The sequence below is a fragment of the Streptomyces sp. NBC_00045 genome, from assembly GCF_045041095.1.
Classification (GTDB): Bacteria; Actinomycetota; Actinomycetes; order Streptomycetales; family Streptomycetaceae; genus Streptomyces.
The window spans coordinates 3,128,139-3,150,174 of record NZ_CP108271.1 but is presented as its reverse complement, the minus strand read 5'-3'; the positions used below and the strand labels follow the sequence as shown (position 1 = coordinate 3,150,174).

15 protein-coding genes, 2 tRNA genes and 1 pseudogene are annotated in these 22,036 nt (G+C 73.2%); 9 read left to right on the top strand and 9 right to left on the bottom strand.

Annotation, left to right across the window (positions count from 1 at the left end):
• Nucleotides 1–150 precede the first annotated feature (150 nt).
• The 5 genes from OHA65_RS14725 (at nucleotide 151) to OHA65_RS14705 (ending at nucleotide 6,718) form a co-directional block, all read left to right on the top strand.
• On the top strand, nucleotides 151–1,476 hold the full coding sequence (locus OHA65_RS14725) for a peptidoglycan-binding protein (RefSeq protein WP_327285655.1): 1,326 nt from the start codon (nucleotides 151–153) through the stop codon (nucleotides 1,474–1,476).
• 11 nt (nucleotides 1,477–1,487) lie between these two features.
• The gene (locus tag OHA65_RS14720; protein WP_405761987.1) at nucleotides 1,488–4,016 is read left to right on the top strand and encodes an SPFH domain-containing protein; all 2,529 of its coding nucleotides are present in this window, start codon (nucleotides 1,488–1,490) and stop codon (nucleotides 4,014–4,016) included.
• A 206-nt stretch (nucleotides 4,017–4,222) separates the two neighbouring features.
• Nucleotides 4,223–4,816: a lytic polysaccharide monooxygenase gene (locus OHA65_RS14715; protein ID WP_371646839.1), complete on the top strand. Its 594-nt coding sequence runs from the start codon at nucleotides 4,223–4,225 to the stop codon at nucleotides 4,814–4,816.
• Nucleotides 4,817–4,901: 85 nt separating this feature from the next.
• Nucleotides 4,902–6,581 (top strand): AMP-binding protein, encoded by a 1,680-nt coding sequence (locus OHA65_RS14710; protein ID WP_328762863.1) that lies wholly within the window; start codon nucleotides 4,902–4,904, stop codon nucleotides 6,579–6,581.
• Nucleotides 6,582–6,644: 63 nt separating this feature from the next.
• Nucleotides 6,645–6,718 (top strand) — tRNA-Lys (locus OHA65_RS14705).
• Between the two features lie 113 nt (nucleotides 6,719–6,831).
• On the opposite strand, the gene OHA65_RS14700 is transcribed toward OHA65_RS14705, so the two are convergent.
• A complete protein-coding gene (locus OHA65_RS14700) occupies nucleotides 6,832–7,590 on the bottom strand; it encodes an IclR family transcriptional regulator C-terminal domain-containing protein (RefSeq protein WP_327283578.1) in 759 nt (252 codons plus the stop codon).
• A 230-nt stretch (nucleotides 7,591–7,820) separates the two neighbouring features.
• Between OHA65_RS14700 and OHA65_RS14695 the strand changes: the two genes are divergently transcribed.
• The 3 genes from OHA65_RS14695 to OHA65_RS14685 all read left to right on the top strand — a co-directional run bounded on the left by OHA65_RS14695 (nucleotide 7,821) and on the right by OHA65_RS14685 (nucleotide 11,691).
• Nucleotides 7,821–8,954 (top strand): LLM class flavin-dependent oxidoreductase, encoded by a 1,134-nt coding sequence (locus OHA65_RS14695; protein ID WP_405761985.1) that lies wholly within the window; start codon nucleotides 7,821–7,823, stop codon nucleotides 8,952–8,954.
• A 186-nt stretch (nucleotides 8,955–9,140) separates the two neighbouring features.
• Nucleotides 9,141–9,698, top strand: a complete 558-nt coding sequence (locus OHA65_RS14690; RefSeq protein WP_327283575.1) for a hypothetical protein — start codon at nucleotides 9,141–9,143, stop codon at nucleotides 9,696–9,698.
• A 298-nt stretch (nucleotides 9,699–9,996) separates the two neighbouring features.
• Nucleotides 9,997–11,691: a glycosyl hydrolase family 18 protein gene (locus OHA65_RS14685; protein WP_327283574.1), complete on the top strand. Its 1,695-nt coding sequence runs from the start codon at nucleotides 9,997–9,999 to the stop codon at nucleotides 11,689–11,691.
• Between the two features lie 677 nt (nucleotides 11,692–12,368).
• Here OHA65_RS14685 and OHA65_RS14680 read toward each other — a convergent pair.
• Nucleotides 12,369–14,126, bottom strand: coding sequence for an EAL domain-containing protein (locus tag OHA65_RS14680; protein WP_327283573.1), 1,758 nt, complete (start codon nucleotides 14,124–14,126; stop codon nucleotides 12,369–12,371).
• A gap of 471 nt (nucleotides 14,127–14,597) precedes the next feature.
• Between OHA65_RS14680 and OHA65_RS14675 the strand changes: the two genes are divergently transcribed.
• Nucleotides 14,598–15,791, top strand: coding sequence for a M6 family metalloprotease domain-containing protein (locus OHA65_RS14675; RefSeq protein ID WP_371643636.1), 1,194 nt, complete (start codon nucleotides 14,598–14,600; stop codon nucleotides 15,789–15,791).
• 57 nt (nucleotides 15,792–15,848) lie between these two features.
• Here OHA65_RS14675 and OHA65_RS14670 read toward each other — a convergent pair.
• The 7 genes and pseudogenes from OHA65_RS14670 to OHA65_RS14640 all read right to left on the bottom strand — a co-directional run bounded on the left by OHA65_RS14670 (nucleotide 15,849) and on the right by OHA65_RS14640 (nucleotide 21,951).
• Nucleotides 15,849–15,922 (bottom strand) — tRNA-Lys (locus OHA65_RS14670).
• Nucleotides 15,913–16,492, bottom strand: a pseudogene (locus OHA65_RS14665) (hypothetical protein). Before OHA65_RS14665 ends, OHA65_RS14670 begins: the two are co-directional and overlap by 10 nt.
• A gap of 176 nt (nucleotides 16,493–16,668) precedes the next feature.
• Nucleotides 16,669–17,019 (bottom strand): hypothetical protein, encoded by a 351-nt coding sequence (locus tag OHA65_RS14660; RefSeq protein ID WP_327283571.1) that lies wholly within the window; start codon nucleotides 17,017–17,019, stop codon nucleotides 16,669–16,671.
• A gap of 142 nt (nucleotides 17,020–17,161) precedes the next feature.
• Nucleotides 17,162–18,496, bottom strand: coding sequence for an AAA domain-containing protein (locus tag OHA65_RS14655; RefSeq protein ID WP_327283570.1), 1,335 nt, complete (start codon nucleotides 18,494–18,496; stop codon nucleotides 17,162–17,164).
• Nucleotides 18,493–20,055 carry a hypothetical protein gene (locus OHA65_RS14650; RefSeq protein ID WP_327283569.1) on the bottom strand — a complete coding sequence of 521 codons (1,563 nt, stop codon included), beginning with the start codon at nucleotides 20,053–20,055 and terminating at the stop codon, nucleotides 18,493–18,495. The genes OHA65_RS14655 and OHA65_RS14650 overlap by 4 nt, the downstream gene beginning before the upstream one ends.
• A complete protein-coding gene (locus tag OHA65_RS14645) occupies nucleotides 20,043–21,200 on the bottom strand; it encodes a hypothetical protein (protein ID WP_405761982.1) in 1,158 nt (385 codons plus the stop codon). The genes OHA65_RS14650 and OHA65_RS14645 overlap by 13 nt, the downstream gene beginning before the upstream one ends.
• Nucleotides 21,115–21,951 carry a phosphatase PAP2 family protein gene (locus OHA65_RS14640; RefSeq protein ID WP_405756226.1) on the bottom strand — a complete coding sequence of 279 codons (837 nt, stop codon included), beginning with the start codon at nucleotides 21,949–21,951 and terminating at the stop codon, nucleotides 21,115–21,117. Before OHA65_RS14640 ends, OHA65_RS14645 begins: the two co-directional genes overlap by 86 nt.
• Nucleotides 21,952–22,036: the final 85 nt, after the last annotated feature.

Below are 22,036 nucleotides of genomic sequence, written 5' to 3'. Positions count from 1 at the left end.
GTTTGGGGGGTTCATCGTGCACGATATGTCTGAGCCGACCGCATCTGATGCCCCGACAGATGCCCGGCCCGCCTGACCAGCGACGAGCAGGGGAGTGGACGGAACCGCATGACGATCCAGCCTCCGGTGCATGTGCAGACGACCGCACCGATGCCGATGCCCGCTTTCGAGGAGTACGAGCCCGCGGGCGACTGCGTCTGCCTGGGCTGCACGCAGCGCCGGCGTTCCCTCGCCCGCGCCCGGGCCATACCGCTCCGTGACGGCGGCCACCCGGCCGCGCGAGGCGCCCGCCGGGCGCTGGTGCTGGCCACCGCGGCGGGCGTGGTCCTGGGCGGCGGCGGCTCGGCGGCACTGGCGGCGGCCGACCCGGTCCCCGGCCCGGGCCCGGTCTCCCTCGACATCCCCGGCTCCCCGCAGGGCGGCCGGTCCCCGCTGCACGGCCGCCCGGCACCGGCGAAACCGGCGGGTGCGCCGGGCGCGCCGTCGGCGGTCAGGCGGATCGACCGGACGTCGATCATCACCCGGGCGAAGCTGTGGCTGGACGCGAAGGTCCCGTACAGCATGTCCACGTACTGGTCCGACGGTTACCGCCAGGACTGCTCCGGCTTCGTCTCGATGGCCTGGAACCTCGGTACGAACGAGTGGACCGGAAGCCTCGACAAATTCGCCACCAAGATCACCAAAGAGGAGCTGCTCCCGGGGGACATGCTGCTCTTCCACAACCCGGCCGACCCCACCAACGGCTCGCACGTGGTGCTCTTCGGCGGATGGGTCGACGAGACGCGCACGCACTACGTCGCGTACGAGCAGACCCGCCCGAACACGCGGAAGGGCGCCACCCCGTACGGCTACTGGAACAACGCGACGAAGTACCTCCCGTACCGGTTCAACGGCGTGACCAGCGCGATCGCCGAGGACCCGGCGACCGACCCCAAGCCCGCGGTCCCGACCGCCTTCCCCGGCGCCACGCAGTTCGGCCCGGGCGCGAACAACGAGCACGTCGCCCAGCTGGCCCGGATGCTGATCGACCGGGGCGGCCGCCGCTTCTACCCCAAGGGTGCGAGCACGGCCTGGAGCGACGCCGACAAGCTGGCCACGCAGGCATTCCAGAGCGCCCAGGGCTGGACGGGCACGGACGCGGACGGCATTCCCGGCGCAAACACCTGGCAACTGCTGGTCGAGCACAAGGGCAACGACATCCGGCCGACGGTGGACGCCGCACCGGGGCCCGCCGGGGTGCCGGCCTATCCGGGGTCGTCGGTGTTCCGCCCCGGGGCCTCGCACCCGTTCATCACCGCCCTCGGCCGCCAGCTGGTGAAGAAGGGCTTCGGCAAGAACTACACATCCAGCCCGGGGCCCCGCTGGAGCGAGGCCGACCGTCGCAGCGTCGAGGCCTTCCAGCGCGCCCAGGGGTGGCGCGGCGCCGAGGCCAACGGCTACCCGGGCCCGGAAACCTGGCGCCGGCTGTTCGCATGACGGAGGCAACGATGTACCCCACGCGCACCACCTCGACGACGGGCACCTTCCGCGTGCCACCGGCGGAGGCATCCCCGCAGGCCCCGGCGGCCCCGCAGGTGCCGCAGGCCCTGGCCCCGCGGGGCACGGGCGAGCTGTACCCCGCCCCGCAGCGCCCGCCGGCTCCGGAGCCCGCACCTGCGACCACGGCCGCGACTCCCGCCCCGTACGCGGCGCAGGGCGAGCCGGACTCCGAGCCCCAGGCGCCGTCCCCGCGCCCGGCGGTGGAGCCCGCGCCTGCGGCCGATGCCGCCACGGCCGCGATCCCGGCCCCGTACGCGGTTCAGGCCGCCCCGGAGTCCGCCCTCCCGGCCGCAGGCCCGTTGCCGCATCCGGCCGAGGTCGAGCCGGAGGCTCCCCCTCCACCTGCGGATCCGCACCGGCACGCTGCGCCGGCGGCCCCGGCCGCATTCCCGCACGCGGCTCACCCCGGGCCGGAGGTCCCCTCTCCGTCCGCGCCGGCGGAGCCCGCGGCGGTGCCCCGGCTCGCGCACGCGGCTCAGGCCGAGCCGGAGCCGGCTCGTACGGCCGCGCCGGCGGGCCTGTTTCCCGGTGCAGAGGCCGTGGCCGTGACCTTGGCCTTGGCCCCGTACGCGGCCCAGGCGGGTCCGGAGAGCACCGTCGCGGCCGCGGGTCCGCTGCCGCACGAGGCCCAGGCTTCCCCACCGCCCGCGGTGGCCGACCCGCTTCGGGGTGCGGAAGACCGCGCTCCGGGGCTCGGGGATCCGCTCGCGTACGCGGCTCGGACCGCTCCGGAGTCGGGCGGGTCCCGTGAGGTCGCTGTGCCGCACGGGCGGCCGGCTGCGGACACGGACACCGGCTGGAGCGAGGTTCCGGCGGCCCGGGTCCGGGTCGAACCCGAGCCGGTGCACGCGCTGGCCGGGGGCGTCGACCGGGCCGAGTCCGGCGGCATCTCCTACGGTCAGGAACCCGATCCCGTGGTCTGCGTACCTGCCCCGGCGGGGTCGCACGACGAGAACGCGCACACCGGCGTGGCCACCCTGCGGCTGCGCGCCCTCGACGGCGGGGGCGAACCCCCGTCCCCGCAGGGACCGGTCTGGCCGGCGGAGGCCGGGCCGGTGGTGGCCGGGCCGGTGGTGGCCGGGCCGGTGGTGGCCGGGCCGGTGGTGGCCGGGCCGGTGGTGGCCGGGCCGGTGGTGGCCGGGCCGGTGGTGGCCGGGCCGGTGGTGGCCGGGCCGGTGGTGGACGGTCCCGGGCGGCGGTACGGCGAGCCGTGGCCGCCCGCCGGCCCGCAGTCCGGCTCCGGGCTCGTACCCGGCTCCGGCTCCGGCTCCGGCTCCGGGTCCGAGCCCGCGCATCCGCACCCGCACCCGCACCCGCACGGCGATGCCGATGCCGAGGGCCGTCCCACCGGAGTGCCCGGTCCTGCGGTCGCCGAGATCGTGGCGCAGGCCGTGGCCCGCGGCATGGAGGGCGACACGCAGGACCTGCCGCGGGTCGCGCCCGTCCGCGGGGCGGCGGCCACCGAAGTGCCGGTGCACCTGCCGTTCCGCGGGGAGGCCCGCCCGGCCGCCCCCAAGCCCCCGGCCGCCGGGTCCGCCCCGCGCACCTCCCGGCCCGCAGCCCCCGGCCGACGGGTCCCGCGCGGCGACGAACGGCTCCGGGAGCACCGCGGCCCCGTACTGCCCGGCTGGGTCGGCGTCGGCGTCGGCGGGCTCGCCCTCGCCGGCTGCCTGGCGGTGCTCTGGCGTGCCGGGGCGGTCCCCGCCACCTTCGTGGCCGCCTTCGGCGCGAGCCCCCGCGCCTACCACGGGCTCCGCGCCACCCACTGGCCCCCGCTCGCCTTCCTCGGCATCGTCGCGCTGCTCGCGCTCGGCGGGCTGGGCCGCGCCAAGGCCGGTCACGCCTGGGTGCTCACGCTGTTCGGCCGCTACCGCGGCACGGTCCGCCGTACGGGGCTGACCTGGGTCAGCCCGCTGCTGCTGCGCCGTCGCGTCGACGTCCGGCTGCGGCACTGGCGCAGCGATCCCATGCCGGCGGTGGACTCCGGCGGCCTGGCCCTGCGGGTCGTCGTCCAGGTCGTGTGGCAGGTGAAGGACACGGCCCGGGCCACCCTCGCCGTCGAGGACCACACGGAGTACCTCGCCGAGCAGGTCGAATCGGCGATGGCCCGGGTCCTGTCCCAGCTGCCCGCCGACGCGTTCCACGAGGACGCCCCGACGCTGCGCGATTCCGAGGCGGTCGGCGACGCGCTGACCCGGATGCTGGCGACCGAGACCGAGGCGGTGGGGATCGAGGTCTACTCGGCCCAGCCGACGCGGATCGAGTACGCCCCCGAGGTCGCCGATGCCATGCGGCGGCGGCGGGTCGCCGCGATCGACGCGAAGCACCGGGACACGGTGTTGACCTCGGTCGTGGACGCGGTCGACGACACCGTCCACCGGTTGACCTCGCGGGGGCTGGTCGAACTCGACGACTACGAGCGCAAGGCCCTCGTGAAGGACCTCACCGTCGCCTTCTACACGGGGCGTCCGGAGTAGGGCGCCCCGCGAGGAGCGGGACCGACGAGCGAACGGGTGGCCGGAATCGACCGGACCACCCGTTCCCCCATTGGTCTGGACATGGCCAACTCCCGTCAATAACCTGGTACTTGGTCTAGACCTGAATCCCCATGCGTGCGCACGCTCTCGCCGGTCTCCCCCCACGTTCAAGGAGCATCATGCGTCCCATCCGCATGCCCGTTCACCTGCCCAGACGAGCCGGTGCCGCCGCGCTCGGCCTCGGCGTCGTCGCCGGCCTGGCGCTCCTCACCGCCCCCACCGCGAGCAGCCACGGCTACACCGACACCCCCATCAGTCGCCAGAAGCTCTGCGCCAACAAGACCGTCGCCGACTGCGGCCCGATCCAGTGGGAGCCGCAGAGCGTCGAGGGCTACAAGGGCTTCCCGGCCGCCGGTCCGGCCGACGGCCAGATATGTTCCGGCGGGCACGGCGAGTTCGCGCAGCTCGACGACCCGCGCGGCGGTGCCTGGCCCACCACCAAGGTCACCAGCGGGCAGAGCTACGGCTTCCGCTGGCAGTTCACCGCCAACCACTCCACCACCGACTTCAAGTACTACGTCACCAAGAACGGCTGGGACTCCACCAAGCCCCTCACCCGCGCCTCCCTCGAATCCCAGCCGTTCCTCACCGTCGCCTACAACGGTGCCCGGCCCGACATGACCACCGTCCACCAGGGCGCCATGCCGAGCGGCAAGACCGGACGGCACATGATCCTGGCCGTCTGGACGGTCAACGACACCCCCATGGCGTTCTACTCCTGCTCCGACGTCCAGTTCTGAGGCTTCGGCCCCGGCTCTGGCGACCCGTCCCGGAGGCGGGTTCCGGCATTCAATTCTGACGGAACGTCAGCTACCCTCCGGCGGCATGCGGACGACACCCGAAACCGTCGCGGAGCTCATCGCACGCCAATGGGGCGACCACCGGCCGGGGCTGAAGTACGGCGGCAGCACGGACGCCGCCGTCCTCAGCCGCCACCGGACCGCCCAGGAGGCCGCGGCGCGCGCCGCGCTGCTCGTCGACCTCCTGCCTTCGGACGCCGAACCGCACATCGGGGTGCTGCTCGACAACACCCCCGAGTTCCCGTTCTGGCTCGGCGCGGCGGCCCTCGCAGGGGCCGCCGTCGCCGGGATCAACCCCACCCGGCGCGGTCCCGAGCTGGCCCGCGACATCCTGCACACCGACTGCCGGATCCTGGTCACCGAGCGCGCCCACCTGCCGCTGTTGCGCGGGCTCGACCTGCCCGGCGTACGGATCCTGGTCACCGGCACCGAGGAGTACGAGGACCTGCTCGCCCCGTACGCGGGCGCGAAGCCGGGCGAGGCCGTCTTCGCCGCCCCCGGTCCGGGCTCCCGCTTCCTCCTCTACTTCACCTCGGGTTCCACCGGCGCCCCCAAGGCCGCCCTCTGTAGCCAGGGCAGGATCGCCGCCGCCGGCGCCTCGCTCGTCCGGCAGTTCTCCGTGACCCCGGACGACGTGCACTACATCTGCATGCCGCTCTTCCACGGCAACGCCGTCATAGCCGACTGGCTGCCCGCCCTCGCCGGGGAAGCGGCCGTGGCCCTGCGCCCCCGGTTCTCCGCCTCCGCGTTCCTGGACGACGTCCGCGCGTACGGGGCGACGTACTTCACCTACGTTGGCCGGGCCGTCCAGTACCTGCTGGCCACCGAGCCCCGCCCCGACGACCGCGAGCACACCCTGCGCCTCGGCTTCGGCACCGAGGCCGGTTCGGTGGACGCGGCCCGGTTCGCCGACCGGTTCGGGGTCCGGCTGGTGGAGGGGTACGGGGCCACCGAGGGCGGGGCCTCCGTCCAGCGCACCCCGGACACCCCGCCGGGCGCCCTGGGCCGCGCCGGGGCCGGGGACGACCTGGCGGTGATCGATCCGGAGACGGGCGCGGAGTGCCCGCCGGCCGTCCTGGACGCGCGCGGCCGCCTCGTCAACGGCTCCGCGGCGATCGGCGAGCTGGTCAACCGGGGCCGGAGCCTCTTCGAGGGCTACTGGCGCAATCCCGACGCGGAAGCCGCACGGACCCGGGACGGCTGGTACTGGACCGGCGACCTCTTCTTCCGCGACGCCGACGGGTTCCTCTACTTCGCGGGCCGTACCGACGACCGGCTGCGGGTCGACAGCGAGAACCTCGCCGCGGCGGTGATCGAGGACATCCTGGCGCGCTGGGCCCCGGCGGCCGCGGTCGCCGTGTACGCCGTGCCGGACGAGGCGGCCGGCGACCAGGTGATGGCGGCGGTCGCACTGGAGGAAGGGGAGCGGTTCTCGGCGGACGCCTTCTCCGCGTTCCTGGCCGCCCAGCCGGACCTCGGCACGAAGATGTCCCCGCGCTACGTCCGGATCGTGGAGTCCATGCCGACCACGGCCACGAACAAGATCCACCGGGTCGCCCTGCGCCGCTCCGGCTTCCGCTGCCCGGACCCGGTCTGGTGGTGCCCGCCGGGCGGCTCCGGCTACCGGCTCCTGGACCAGGAGGACCTCGCAGGCCTGCTGGCGGCGTACGCGGCCCACGGCCGGGGCGAGCTCCTGGACCGCTGATCCCCGCACCGCGGGTATTGGTTTTGAGCACCCCTGGGGACCAGGTAGTATTTTCTCTGTCAGGCGCCGCTAGCTCAGTTGGTTAGAGCAGCTGACTCTTAATCAGCGGGTCCGGGGTTCGAGTCCCTGGCGGCGCACCTGTACTTCGGGCGGTTTCCGGTTCACCGGGAACCGCCCGAAGTGTTTTCCGGAAAGAACTCCGGACTCTTTGGACTTTCCGGGCCCTCGGGATCCTCCGGGCCTCCGGGGCTCACAGCGTGAGCGACAGCAGCAGCGGCGCGGCCTTCCGGTTCAGTGCGTCCGCGGCGGCCCGCAGCCGGTGCGCGTGCTCGACCGGCATCGACAGGGCAAGGCACCCCACCGAGGCCCCGGCGGTGATCGGAACCGCGGCGCAGACGGTGCCCACCGCGTACTCCTGGAGGTCCAGCACCGGAACCGTCGCCGGCTGGCTGTCCAGCTTGGAGAAGAGGATCCGCTCGTTCACGATCGTCTTCGACGTGAGCCGGGCGATCTTGTGTCGCGAGAGGTGGTCGCGCCGCCCGTTCTGGTCGAGCTGCGTCAGTAGGCACTTGCCGACCGCGCTGGCGTGCGCCGCGGAGCGGAAGTCGACCCACTCGTGCACCTTCGGGGTGCGGGGGCTGTCCGCGAACTGCGTGATCTTCACTTCGCCGTCCACGTACCGGCTGATGTAGACGGCCGCGCCCACCGAGTCCCGGAGTCGGTCCAGTGTCTCCTGGAGCTTGTTCTGGAGGGCCTGTTGCCTGTCTATGCCGGAGCCGAGCAGCACCAAGGAGTCACCTATGGCGTAGGCGCCGTCCGACACCTGGAGGACGTACCCCTCACGGCGCAGCATGAGGAGCATCGGCGCGAGATGGGCCGCGGGCAGGCCGGTCTCACGCGCGATTTGTATGTCGGTCACGCCGCCGGTGTGGCGGGCGATCGTTTCGAGTACGCGCAGGGCGTACTGCACCGAATGGAACGGCGCGGTCGGCTCGGGCTTCAGCGCCACGGTTTTCCCCCTAGCAGGTTGTTACCGCTTGCCCTACCACGATAGCCATCAAGAGGCCCGCGTGGAGCGCCTGTTGATGAGATTGATGGCTCGATCACGTCCCCCTGCCTGTGTCTACTCCATTGGCATATGCCAAGGTCATGGCCGCTGTCCGGGGACGCCGGGAATGCGGGCCCGCCGCCGATGGTTCGAGTTCTTCGTACGGACGGCGATGCGAGGCGGGAGCGACTATGAGTGACACCGGGGACGCGGGTCGGGCTACGGACCAAGGTGGACTCGGAGACCGGATCCGGGGTGAGGTCCGCGGCCTCGCACCGGTGCCGCTCTCGGTGCTGGACCTCGTCACGGTCGGCGCCGGCAGCACCGCCCGCGAGTCCCTGCGCACCAGTGTCGACATCGCCCGACTCGCCGAGTCCCGCGGCTACCACCGCCACTGGGTCGCCGAGCACCACTCGATGCCCGGGGTGGCCAGCTCCTCCCCGGCGGTGATCCTGGCCCACCTCGCCGCCCACACCTCCCGCATCCGGCTCGGCTCGGGCGGGGTCATGCTGCCCAACCACGCCCCGCTCGCCGTCGCCGAGCAGTTCGGCACCCTGGAGGCGCTCGCCCCGGGCCGGATCGACCTCGGGCTCGGCCGCGCACCCGGCACCGACGGCCGCACGGCCGCGGCCCTGCGCGGACCCGGGCGCCTCGACGAGGCCGCGGAGGAGTTCCCCCGGCAGCTCGTGGAGCTCACCCGCTTCCTCGACGACGACTTCCCCGACGGGCACCCGTACGCCCGCGTCCACGCGGTACCGGGTCCCGTGCAGGGCCCCGCCGGGCGGCCGCCGCTGTGGCTGCTCGGCTCCTCCGGGTTCAGTGCCCGCCTCGCCGCCGAGCTCGGCCTGCCCTTCGCGTACGCCCACCACTTCTCGGCGGCCGGCACCCTGCCCGCGCTGGAGCTCTACCGGCAGGCCTTCCGACCCTCGGCGGTGCTGGACGCCCCGTACGCGGTGATCGGGGTGTCGGCGCTCGCCGCCGAGACCGACGCGCAGGCCCGCGCCCAGGTGCTCACGGGGGCCCTGTCGATGCTGCGGCTGCGCAGCGGCCGGCCCGGGCTGATCCCGACGCCCGAGGAGGCCGCGGCCTACGGCTTCTCCCCGCTGGAGCGGGAGTTCGTGGACGGCTGGCTCGCGAACGTCGTCCACGGCACGCCCGACGAGGTCCGCGCCGGGCTCGACGCCCTGGTCAAGCGCACGGGGGCCGACGAGCTGATGCTGACCTCCAACGCCCACAGCGGGGCGGCGCGGGTGCGCTCGTACGGACTCGTGGCGGACGCGTACGGCATGCCGGTGCAGGCTCCGCCCGCGGCCCCCGCGGTTTGACCCGTCCGGCTCCGCCCGGGGGTGCCGTTCGGAGCCCGCTCGTCCGGTTCTGTCCGTAGTCGGCGAGCGTCTGGTAACAGCCCCGTGACGGGCGCCGTCCAGATTGGATCTTGATCGCGGCCATCAGGTAGAACCCGTGTTCGGCTCATCATGGCCACGCCACATTTCGACACGGGGGAGACTTCCATGCGTTCCAATCGGCACGTCATCGGCACCATCGCGCTCGTCGCCGCGCTCGGCGGCCTGGCCGCGTGCGGCCCGCAGGAGGACGCCGCCGGCGGCTCCCCCTCGGCGCCCTCCGCCGCGACGAAGCCGTCCGCATCCGCGCCCGCGGGCGGCTCCAAGGCCGACCCCTCCGGGTCGGGCGGCGGTGAGAAGGACTGCGGCAAGCCGCCGACGCCGCCCGCCGGCGTGAAGATCGTCCAGGTGGGCCTGCACCGCGACGCGAGCGTCTTCGAGGCCATGGACGCCAAGCCCGTGTGCACGTCCAACGACTGGATCTACCACGGCGAGGGCGAGCCGAAGGGCTACAAGCTGCCCGCCGACGTCAAGGGCGAACTGGCCACGGGTCCGGGCAAGTTCCAGCCTGTGAACCGCGATGAGCTGTCGAAGCACATCGACGGCTGTCTGCGCGAGGACTACAACGTCGTCAAGCAGCCCTACTCCTGCTACGGCAACGTCTACGAGATCACGCTCAACTCCAAGGGCGAGGTGCAGACGATGCGCGAGCGCTGGTCGGTCTGATCCGGCCGCGGCGCCGGCCGGCGCCGTAGCGCCAGTTGATGGATCTCGTGCGAACGGAGTTCTGCTGGTTTGTTGCCGCAACCTTGCGGGAGCGTGGCCTAAGGCATCCTTAAACCGCTCGTCACCCGGGGTGGCGGGCGGTTTTGCATGGGCCCTCAGGCCTCTGACGAGGGGATTTCCCCGGCAAGTGGTCTAGTCCTTCTTTGGTCCAAACCATTGACTCGGACCTCGGGTGATCGCTATCACTTCTCACACCCGAACCTCTTGCTTCCCCCTCCCACCCCCCCGGAGGCAGTTCATGCACATCCGTAAACCCCTCATCGCGGCCGCCGCCACGGCCGCGCTGGCAGCCGGAGCGCTGGCAGGCTTCGCGGGGCTCGGCACCGCGCAGGCCGCCGATGCGACCGCCGCCGCGGGCGGCGGCAACGTCAAGATCGCGTACTACGACCAGTGGAGCGTGTACGGGAACGCCTTCTACCCCAAGCACCTCGACACCCGCGGCATAGCGGGCAAGTTGAACGTCATCAACTACTCGTTCGGCAACATCCACCCCACGAACCTCACCTGTTTCGAGGCGAACAAGGCCGCGGGCGACGACAACAACCCCAACGCCGGTGACGGTGCGGGCGACTCGTACGCCGACTACCAGAAGTCCTTCAGTGCGGCGGACAGTGTGAGCGGCGTCGCCGACAAGTGGGACCAGCCGATCGTCGGCGTGTTCAACCAGTTCAAGCAGCTGAAGGCGAAGTACCCCAACCTCAAGATCAACATCTCGATCGGGGGCTGGACGTACTCGAAGTACTTCAGTGACGCGGCCAAGACCGACGCCTCCCGCAAGAAGCTCGTGTCCTCCTGCATCGACCAGTACATCAAGGGGAACCTGCCGGTCGACGGCGGATACGGCGGTCCGGGCACCGCGGCCGGCATCTTCGACGGCATCGACATCGACTGGGAGTACCCCGGCTCCTCCGGCGGCCACCTGGGCAACCACTACGCCCCCGAGGACAAGCAGAACTTCACGCTCCTGCTCAAGGAGTTCCGCGAGCAGCTCGACGCTTACGGCGCGGCCAACGGCGGCAAGAAGTACCTGCTGACCGCGGCGCTCCCGGCCGGCCAGGACAAGATCAAGTACATCGAGACGGACAAGATCGGTTCGTACCTCGACTACGCGAACATCATGACGTACGACATGCACGGCGCCTGGGACGGCGACGGGCCCACGTACCACCAGTCCCCGCTGGACAACTCGGCGGCCGATCCGACCGACCCGATCGCCCCGGGCACCCAGAAGTACGGCATCAAGAACGCCATCGACTCCTGGATCGACGGCAACGCGGCGTACGGCATCGCCGGCGGCTTCCCCGCCAACAAGCTGACCCTGGGCTACGAGTTCTACTACCGCGGCTGGAAGGGCGTCCCCGCCGGGACCGCGGGCGGCCTCGCCCAGAGCGCGACCGGCCCCTCCGCGGCCCGGCCCACCAGCCAGCAGGCGGGCATCGCCAACTACAAGGAGCTCGGCGGGATCGTCGACAACCCGGCGACCACCTTCTGGGACGACCAGGCGAAAGCCTCGTACTTCTACAAGGACGGCGAGTTCTTCACCGGCCTGAACCAGCGGTCCGTCCAGGCCCGGGTCGACTACGGCAAGCAGCGCGGCCTGGCCGGCGCGATGATGTACTCCCTGCTCGGCCTGGACGACAACACCACGCTGCTCAACCAGATCTCGGACGCCCTCGGCGGCACCACGCAGCCTCCGACGACTCCGCCGACGACTCCTCCGACCACGCCCCCCACGACCCCTCCGACCACGCCGCCGACCACACCGCCCACCTCGGGCTGCCCGGCACCGGCGTACCTCGCGGGGACCGTCTACACCGGCGGCAACGAGGTCTCGCACAAGGGCCACAAGTGGAAGGCCCAGTGGTGGACGCAGAACGAGGAGCCCGGCACGACCGGTGAATGGGGCGTCTGGAAGGACCTCGGCGCCTGCTGATCTCCCCCCACCCCGCGCCGAGCGCCGGCCGCCCCCGTCCCCTTCGCGAAGAGGCCGGGGGCGGCCGTGTGCCCGCGGGCCGGTCAGACCTGGTACTGACCGACCGCGACGAAGTGGCGCGGCTCCTCCGGGGTGCCGCCCACGGCTTTCCGGGCCGCCGCGTGCGTACAGGGCGTCGCTGCTGCCCGGACGGGCCGGGATCCGGGGCGACCGCGACGCGGTCGTCCTCGGTTCGGGTCGGTCGCGGGCCGGTCTTCCGGAACGCGGCGGCCCGGCGGCGGTGGCGTCGGGGGCCTTGTTCGCCTCGCGCCCGGCGCGCCTGCCGGTGGCCGGGTCGGCGAGGAGCTCGGCGATGGCGACCCGGTCGTCCTCGTCCTGCGCGATCGCGCGACCGGTCTTGAGGGAGGCGCGCAGGTCCTCGACCCTGCCGGCCAGGGCCTTCTGGGCCTCCCGGTTCACGGCCCTGCCCGTGGCCGGGTCGGTGATGGTCCGCGCGATCGCGACGCGCAGGTCGGCCGCGGTCACGGAGTCGTACGGCGAGCCGTCGGCGACGCCCGAGGTGGCCCACCCACCGGCGGTGGCCAGCGGTCTTCGGCCGTTCGGCGGCTGGTGGGCGACGGCTCACGGCGGCCGCCCGGAGGGGTGTCGGAGGGGGTGCCGCGGGGCGAGCGGAACGCCTAGCCGGCGTCGCTCGCGCCCGGGCGGGTGCCGATCATCTCGGCGATCAGCTCGGGGGCCACCGCGCGCGAGTACAGCCAGCCCTGGCCGGTGTCGCAGCCGACGCGGCGCAGCCGGGCCGCCTGGCCGGCCGTCTCCACGCACTCCGCCGTCACCGTCAGTCCCAGCCGGTGCGCGAGCTGCACCAGGGCCTCGACGATGGTCTCGTCGGCCGGGTTCGGGTGGGCGCCCTCGTCGTAGCGGAATCCGCGGACGAAGGAGCCGTCCAGCTTCAGCACGGACACCGGGAGCCGGCTCAGATAGGCCAGGTTCGAGTAGCCCGTGCCGAAGTCGTCGATGGCGATCCGCACGCCCATGTCGCTCAGCGCCTGCAGGGCCTGGAGCGGGCGTCCCGCGGAGCCCATCACCGCCGACTCGGTCAGCTCCAGCTGGAGCAGCTGCGGGGCCAGCCCGGTCTCGGCGAGGATCTCCGCCACGTCGCCGACCAGGTCGGAGTCCCACACCTGCCGTACCGCCACGTTGACGGAGACGAAGACCGGGGAGTCGCTGGGCTGCTCGATCTGCCAGCGCCGGGCCTGCCGGCAGGCGGTCCGCAGCACCCACCGCCCCAACTGGACGATGGAGCCGTCCTCTTCCGCAATTCCGATGAACCGATTCGGCGTCAGCGTGCCGAACTGCGGGTGGCTCCAGCGGACCAGGGCCTCCACCCCGCGCACCGCCCCGCTCTCCAGGTCCACGAGCGGCTGGTACTCCAGCTCGAACTCGCCCCGCTCCACCGCCGGCCGCAGGGTCGAGCTGAGCGCCTGCCGGGTCATGCGGTGTGCGTTGCGCTCCGGGTCGAACAGCGTCCAGCGGGCCTTGCCGTCCGCCTTCGCCCAGTACAGGGTCGTGTCCGCGGCCTGCATCAGAGCAGTCGCCGAGGTCCCGTCCGTGGCCCGCTCCACCACGCCGATGGACGCCGAGACCGACAGTCGCTGGCCGGCCAGGTCGAACGGCTCCTGTACGGCGGTCAGGACGCTCCGTGCCAGGTCGGCGAGCTGCTCGGTGCCGGTGGAGTCCTCGACCAGCAGGGCGAACTCGTCGCCGCCGAGCCGGGCGACGAGGTGCCCGCCGGTGCGCCCGTAGCCGGACTGGTCGGCGCACTGCGTCAGCCGGGCCGCGACGGCGGTCAGCAGCCGGTCGCCGACCCGGTGCCCGAGGGTGTCGTTGACCGCCTTGAAGCCGTCCAGGTCGAGGTAGCACAGGCCGATCCGCCCGGTGCCGCCCTGATCGTACGAGGAGGCTTCCAGGGCTGCGGAGAGCCGCTCGAAGAACAGCGCCCGGTTGGGCAGCCGGGTCACCGGGTCGTGCATCTGGAGGTGCCGCAGCCGGGCCTGGAGGTCACGGCGGTCGCTGATGTCGGCGACGGACAGCAGCACGTCCCGGGTGCCGGGCACGGGCCCGAGGGTGACCTCGGTCCACATGGAGTGCCCGTCGGGGTGTTTGAGTCGGCGGGTGCAGCGCAGTCTGGCCTGCCGGCCGCGGAGCACTTCCTGGTAGGCCTGCCAGGTGCGGGCCTCGGCGCCCAGGTCGACCAGGTCGGCCGCGCACTGCTCGACGAGCGCGTGCGGCTCGGTGCCGAGGAGTCCGGCCAGGGCCGCGTTGGCGGCGACGACGTAGCCGGATCGGTCGACGACGGCCATGGCGAGGTGGGCCGCGTTGAAGGCGGCCCGGTAATCGCGCAGTTCGGAGTCGGTGCGGGTGGGCGTTGTCGGCATGTCCGGCACTGCTTGGTGACGCTCCGTAATGTCCGATCGGATGCTGTCGGCCGCCGAACCGGTTCCTTCTGAGGTTCCGCTCACCGTTGGCTCCCGCAGTGCTCGTGAGTGTCCGTGCAGGAAAGTGTGCCGATCATAGAGGCACCGTACGGACCTATCCAGCGGCGCCGCCGTGCGGGGCACGGGACTTCGGCGTGCTGACGCCCCTTCGGGCATACCCCGCGCGATCGTTTCTGCGCAGCTCTGAGCAGCGGAAGGCTGCCGATGATCTCCCGTGATCGGTCGTGACGTTCTGTAGGCGTGTGGGTGACCCCGCGGGTCACCGACTTGCCGTAGTGCTCACTCTTGTGGGGCAGCGGAACAGGGCATTAATAAGGCAATCGCCTCAGGGTGGAACGAGATGGTACGAATCCACCACCGGAGGTCGATGTGCCGCGACAGCAGACACCCGGGGGAGTGGAACGCTCCCCGATGAGAAGCATGGCGGCCGCGCTCACCTCCCTGACGGCGCTGGCCGCCATGTCGCTCGTCGCGGGTCCCGCGGTCGCCGATCCGGGGGCCGGGCCGTGCGCCCTCACCCGCACCTCGGCGCACCACTCCCTCGGCCTGGACACCTGGAACCGCGCCTACCCCAAGCCGGAGCGCACCCTCAACGCGGTCATGGTGTTCCTCTCCTTCCCCGACCACCGGACCAACCTGACGACCGACCAGCTGACCGGCGACTACTTCCCCGCGACCAGCGACTTCTTCGAGCGGGCCTCGTACGGGAGGTTCCGGTTGGTCCCGCACCCGCAGAAGCAGTGGATCCGGATGCCCAAGCCGTCCACGGCGTACGGGATACAGCGTGACTGGGTGGCCCAGGACCGGGCGGCGTACCTGCGGGACGCCGTCGCCGCAGCCGACCCCGAGGTGGACTTCTCGCAGTACGACGTCGTGTACTTCGTCGCCGACCCGGACGCGCCCGGCGTGGACTCGGACGCCACCAAGGTCGTCAACTTCGACCGGCCGATCAGGGCCGACGGGACCGACCTGCGGCGGATCGTGACCGTCTTCGAGCGCCACCCGCCGGACCGCAACGTGCTGGCGCACGAGACGGGCCACGTCTTCGACCTGCCCGACCTCTACCACCGGCCGACGGACGGCAAGGGCGACTGGGACACGTACGTCGGCGACTGGGACGTCATGGGCAGCCAGTTCGGCATGGCGCCGGACCTGTTCGCCTGGCACAAGTGGAAGCTCGGCTGGCTGGACGCCTCCCAGGTGGACTGCGTGCAGTCCGGCTCTTCGCTGCACACCCTGCTGCCGCTCGCCCAGGCCCCGGTGCCGGGCGCCACGGGCGGCACCCGGCTCGCGGTGATCCGTACCGGGACCGGCAGCGCGATCGCGGTCGAGGCGCGGGGCTCCGCCGGCAACGACGGGGACACCTGTACGGAGGGGGTCCTGGTCTACCGGGTGCGCAACGAGGCGGCGTCGGGCGGCGGGCCGATCGAGGTGCTCGACGGGCATCCGAACTCGGAGGCGTGCTGGGACCGCTCGGTGTACCCGCCGCTGGCCGACGCGCCGCTGGAGGTGGGCGAGGCGTTCACGGTGCCGGGGGAGCGGATCAGGATCGAGGTGGCGGACCGCACGCCCTCGGGCGCGTACACGGTCAAGATCACGACCTAGCGCACCTCCCGGACGACGAAGAAGGCCCCCACTTGCGTGGAGGCCTTCTTCCGTCTGTGCGCCGCCAGGGACTCGAACCCCGGACCCGCTGATTAAGAGTCAGCTGCTCTAACCAACTGAGCTAGCGGCGCTTGCTGACGAGGAAGACATTAGCAGGCGGATGGCCGGAAGGAAAAATCGATATCCGCAGCTCGGGCGGCGCGGACGTACGCCCACAGGAGCGCCTCGGGTCCCGGCAGCCAGGGGGTGCGGGTGCCGGGGGCGACGAGCCAGCGCGACGGGCCGGGGGTGGCGGCCAGCGGCGGCACGGTGACGGCGTCGCCGCGGCCGTGGCACAGCGGCGCGGGCACGGAGCTGCCCCACTCCTCCCAGGCCAGCAGCGCGGGGAGGCGGTGCGCGGTCCCGGTCGTGGCGAACAGCAGCATCCGGCCGCGGTGCACGGCGACGGGACCGGAGCCGGGGCCTTCGGCCCAGAGCAGGTCGAGCATGCGCCGTCCGAGGACGAGCGGGACGTTGACGACGTCGAAGGCGGTCCCGCAGGGCAGCACGGCCGGCGCGGTGGCCCGGGCCTCCCAGACTTCGAGGGTGCTGTGCGGATGCGCGGACGCGGAGGCGAGCCAGGCGGCGCCCTGGGGGGTGACGTGGGTGGCGGTGCTTACGTCGTGGGTGGGGCAGGCGGGTGCCGTCGTCAGCGTCGTCATGCGGACCGGTCTACCGGGCGTAGTGATCCGGTTTCCGGGAGTTACGGAAACCCGGACACGGCGGGGGGTGGTGGGCTATCTTGCGCCCCGCATATGCCAGGTGTGGCATTCGTCGCATCCGGCGGGACCACCGGCGCGGCCACCCCGCCCGGCCCGACCCGGCAGGGCGACGCCCCCTAGGCGCTTTCCGGGCCCGCTTCGCGCCGGAGGGACTCGCCGAACTCGATCATCTTGTACGCGTAGTCCTCGGTCCAGTCCGCCTGCGCCGCGATCTCGGCCGCCGGCAGCCGGTCGAACCGCCGCGGATCGGCGAGCTGCGCGGCGGCCAGCGCCTGGAACTCCACCGCCCGCTCCTGCGCCGCCCGGAACGCGAGCGTCAGCTCGGTGGCGCGGGCCAGCAGCTCACGCGGGTCCTCGATCGACTCCAGGTCGAAGAAGTGCTCCGGGTCCGTGGCGGCCTCCGAGGGCTCGAAGAGCAGCGGCGCGGGCCGCGGCTTCCGCTCGGTCGTCCGCTCGGGCTCAGCCATACCTGTCCTCCTGGTGCGCGTTCTGGATCCTCCGGGCCACCCTCCATTGTCCAACGCCGCGCAAGAGCGCCGGCCTCAGGGCATCCGGGCCACCGGGCCACGGCCCTTGGTCCGGCGCCCGGGTGGGGCGGGCCGGCTCGGTTCACGGTCGCCAGGCGACCCGGTGTTCCGCCAGGTGCGCCAGGACCGAATGGTTCGCCTCCCATCCGTCGGGGAACTTCACCGTCACCCCCAACTGGACCGGCTCCGTGGACGGATGGTCGTCCAGCAGCTGTGCGATCCCCGCCCGGGCCACGACCACGCAGGCGTGCCGGTGCCGTGAGGCCAGGACGCACAGTCGGCCCGTCTCCAGATGGAAGGCCGTCGCGTCCGGGCGGCCCGACAGCGGGTGGAGCACCACCGTGAGGTCGTACTCCCGGCCCTGGAGCCGGTTCGCGGTGTCCACGGTGACCCCGGCGACGCCCAGCTCCGCCAGGGCGGCGCGGACCGCCGCCGCCTGGTCGCGGTGCGCCGTGCCGACCGCGATCCGGTCGGCGGTCAGCGGGGCCGGGGCCCCGGCCCGCTCGTCCGTCGTCACCGCCCCCCGGTCCAGCGCCCGGCGGACCACCAGGGCCACCGCCCGGACCGCCTCCGGGTCGGTCCGCGGGGTGTGCCGCGCCGGCAGCTCCAGCAGGCCCCAGCCCGCCTCGGCGGCCTCGTCCAGCACCCGGTCCGGGCCCGAGCCGTCGCCCGCGACCCCGTACGACAGCCGCCGCTCACCCGGGCCCGTACCGCTGCGGAACTGCGTGTACGGGTAGAAAGCCCGGGAGACCAGCGGCGCGGCCGTCGCCGGGAGCCGCCAGGACACGGGCAGCCGGTGCTGCGGCAGGTGCGGGTTGTGGGCGAGGAGGGTGCTGACGGCGCTGGCCGACGGGTCGTACGACAGGCCCGCCCACTGCTCGGCGCCGACCACGCTGAACGGGTCCAACTGCCCCGGGTCGCCGACGAACAGCGCCCGCTCGAACAGCCCGGCCACGGCCAGCAGCGCGTCCGAGCGCATCTGGTACGCCTCGTCGACGATGGCGTGCTCCCAGGGCTCCGCGTCCTTCACGTACGCCCACTTCGCCGCCGTCGAGATGGTGATCGGCAGCTCGGCGAGGTCCCCCGGCTTGGCCGAGAGGGTGACCGAGGGCAGCTCGCGCAGAGCCGGGTCGTACGCATCGCCGTCACTGCTGTGCAGCCGGCCGACCTTCAACTCCGGATCCTTGTCGGCGAGCCGCAGCACCAGGTCGTCGACCTGCGCGTTGGTCTGCGCGACCACCATCAGCCTGCGCCCGGCCGCGGCCAGTTCCCGGGCGGCCCGCACCACGAGCGTGGACTTGCCGGCCCCGGGCGGGGAGTCGACGACCACGCCGCGCTCGTTCCCGTGCAGGGTGTCGCGCAGGATGGCGGCGGTCGCCTCGGCGGCGGCCGTGCCCGGATCGAATGCGGTGCTCACAGGATGTCCTCGTCGGTGACGGCGTCGGGCAACGCGGCGGCGGTCGCGGAGGCCGGCGGTCCGCCGTGCGTCCACGGCGTCCGCTCCGGGTCCGGCAGCTTCGGGCCGCCGCGCGCGTCGTGCTCGAACAGCGTCCAGCAGACCCGGTCGCCCTTCTCTGGCACCGAACCGGGCTCCGGTTCCCGGCCGCGGCCCATCTTGTCCAGCAGCCGCAGCACGAGCCGACCGTCCTCCTCGAAGCGGACGAACTGCGCCGCCTGCGGGCGTCCCTCCAGCGAGCGGAACACCTTGCCGCCGCCCTCCGCGAGCTGCGGACGGTCCTCCGTCGCCACCGTCACCAGCGGGCGCGGGCTCGGCCGCTTCGACTCCGTCCACTCCATCACGACCTCGGTGACCTCGCCCGCGAAGGCCTCGCCCGCCAGCCGCCGGCCCGCCATCACCAGCGGATCGTCCAGTGCTTCCTGGGCGTCGAGCCGCACCTGCTCCGTCTCCCGCGTCGCCAGCTTCTGCGCCGCCGTCACTGCGTCGTCGCGGCGCGGCTGAGGGGGCTCGCCCGCCCGGATCCGGTCCCGGTGGCCGGTGTACGACCAGCGGTCACGGGTCCAGCGCTCCTCGGCCCGCTCCCCGGGGGCCAGCGCACGCAGCAGCTCCAGCGACTGCCACACCGCCCGCCACGTGGGCCGCATCTGCTCCGCGACGAGCTCGCGCACGGCCGCCTCGGCGCGCTCCACGGCCTTCGGGTCGCCCCCGGCGCGCGCCGCGTCGTAGCGGGCCATCGCCGGGGCGAGCAGCTTGTTGTCGAAGGCCGGGTCGGTGGCCGGTCCGGCGGGCGGGACCAGGAGCTGCCCGTCGCGGTCGCGGCCCAGTTCGGCGCGCAGCGCGGCCGCCGCGCCCGATTCGCCCTCCGCCGGGGCTATCCACGCCAGCAGGGCGCCCAGGTGCTGGTCCTCCAGATTGCTCTGGCCCGTGGCCCAGTGCCGCCCGAGCAGCTCCGTCGCCGACAGCAGCATCGAGGCCCCCGGGACCCGGGAGCGCTCGCCGAGGTGCGTGAACCAGCGCCCCAGCAGCGGTACCCGCGTGGGCACCGGATACGGGTTCTCCGGGTCCTCCTCCGCCGTCCGCCGGAACCGCATCGAGCGCCCCAGCAGGCGCACGTACTCGATGCCGGCCCGGCTCGGCACGATCAGCTGCGGTGCGTCCAGGCACAGCTCGGCGGCGACCTTGCACTTCGCGCCGGTCTCCGGATCGGTCTCGGTGCGCTCGACGTGCTCGACGTCGTCGGCGTACCCGTCCACGTACGGCAGGACCGTCTCCGCGAGGTCCGCCAGGAACTTCCAGCGCAGGTCGCGGTCGCGCGGCTGCGGCACCACCAGTAGCCGCGGCTCCGCCGGATCCGTGCCCACGAGCACACCGAGCGGGGCGCCGGCCTCGCCCGCCGTCGTCAGGGGTACGAGGACCAGCGGGCGCTCGCTCAGATGCCGGTGCCGTACGGTCGCCAGCACCTCGGCCCGGCCCGCCCGGACGGCCTTCAGGCGCGCGAGGGTGTTCAGCAGGGACATGCGGCCGCCTCCAGGGCTTCGGCGCGCAGTCGGGCCGCCCGGTGCAGCGCGGCCGCGGCCGGGTCGTCGGCGTGCCCGCCGTCGGCGGCGGCCGCGAGGGCCTGCCCGACGGTGGTGAGCGCGCCGAGCTCCCCCCGTACGGAGCGGCCCAGCGCCGTCACCTCATCGGCCGCGCGGGCCCGCTCGCGGCAGTGGAAGGCGAGCTCGCAGGCGGCCAGGCACTCGGGGGCGTAGGCGGCCGGGACCGCCGAGACCGCCGCGGTCAGCTCCTCGGCGGGCAGCTCCGGGTCGAAGCCGAGTCCCTCGGGGAGGGCCGCGGCCAGCTCCTCGACCCGGGTCAGCCGCTCCAGGCGGCGCCGGGTCACGGCCCGCTCGCGCCGGACGTCGACGGGTGCGGCGGCGGGCAGGTTGGAGAAGTCCTTCGGGCAGACGAGCAGCACGGTGTGCCCGACCACGGCGGAGGCCAGCTTTCCGGCGGTCTTCTCCAGGGCGAGGACGTACACGGCGGCCTGCCGCGCGGCGGCCCCCACCTTCGCGGCGTCGGCCGCCCCGTCGATGATCGGGAACGACTTGATCTCCACGACGGTCCAGCGGCCGTCGGGGTGCACCACGACGGCGTCGGGCTCCAGGTAGGCGGGAGACCCCGCCACCTCCAGGGCCAGCATCGGGTGGTCCAGCAGGGTCCAGGCGCCGAAGGCGGTCGCCTCGCGCAGCGCGAGCGCGGTGCGGGCCGCGCGGCCCTCGGGTCCCGCGGCGGTCAGATCGGGGACGCGGGCGTCGGGGCCGGGCGGCTCGGCCCCGGCGTCCAGGTGCCGGTGGACCAGCTCCAGCAGGACGGCTCCGCCGTCGCCCTTGACCCTGGCTTCGAAGGAGTTCCCGCGGGCGATGGCGAACTGCGACTGGCCGAACGGGGCGGGCGAGCCGAGGGCCGCGGCCAGGGCCGTCTTGTCCACGCCGGCGCCGTCGAGCAGGGTGCGTCTGCCGCAGCCGGGGTTGGCGGCGAGTGCCGCCAGCGCACGGGCGTCGAGCGGACGGGGCGGCACGGCGGGGCCGCGCAGGTCAGCGAGCCGCTGCCGCAGTGTCGTCGTCGGAAGCGGGCCGCTGGGCGGGTAGGAGCTCACGGGCGGAAGTGTCCCATCCGCCACTGACAATCGTGGTCGTACTGCGGAAACCGGCTGCTCGGGAGGGCAGCCGGCGCGAGATCGCGTACCCGGCGGCCATCACGGCGGCCCCGGCCGCAGCGTCGAGGAAGTAGTGGTTGGCGGTGCCCATGACCACGAGCGTGGTGACGGCGGGATAGGCGATGCCCAGCGCCCGCAGCAGCGGGTGGCGCCCGTGCCGCCACAACAGGACCCCGCACCACAGGGCCCAGCCGACGTGCAGGCTCGGCATGGCCGCGTACTGGTTGGTCAGGCTCCCGAGTCCGCGCGGGGCGCTGGCCTCGGCGCCCCACCAGCCGTAGCCGCTGTACTGGGCCATCGTGTCCGTGAACCCGTACGCGGAGTCCAGCAGTCGCGGCGGGCACGTGGGCATCAGGGTGAAGCCGACGAGCCCGAGGAGGGTGGAGACCACCAGCCAGGTACGGGCGCTGCGGTAGTGCCGCGGCCGGCGCAGGTACAGCCAGACCAGCACCGCCGGGGTGACGAGGTAGTGCAGGGAGGCGTAGACGAAGTCGGCGGGTATCCCGAGGATCCCCTGCTGGGAGAACAGCCGGTTGAGGGGGTGTTCGAAGTCGATGCCCAGCAGCTCCTCCGTCCGGAGGATCGCGAGTCCGTGTCCGACGGCGAGGTGCACGTCGCCGCGGGCGAGGAGTCTGCCACCGGTGTACGCGCCGTAGACGAGCCCCAGGAGCAGCAGTTCGGCCCACCACCGGGTGGGCTTCTGCCGATCAGTCATACGGTGTAGGACGCTTGTGCGACTGGGTGGGTTGCCTGGTGTTCACGTGATGGATGATGGGTGGACGATGCATTCGCCCGAACCG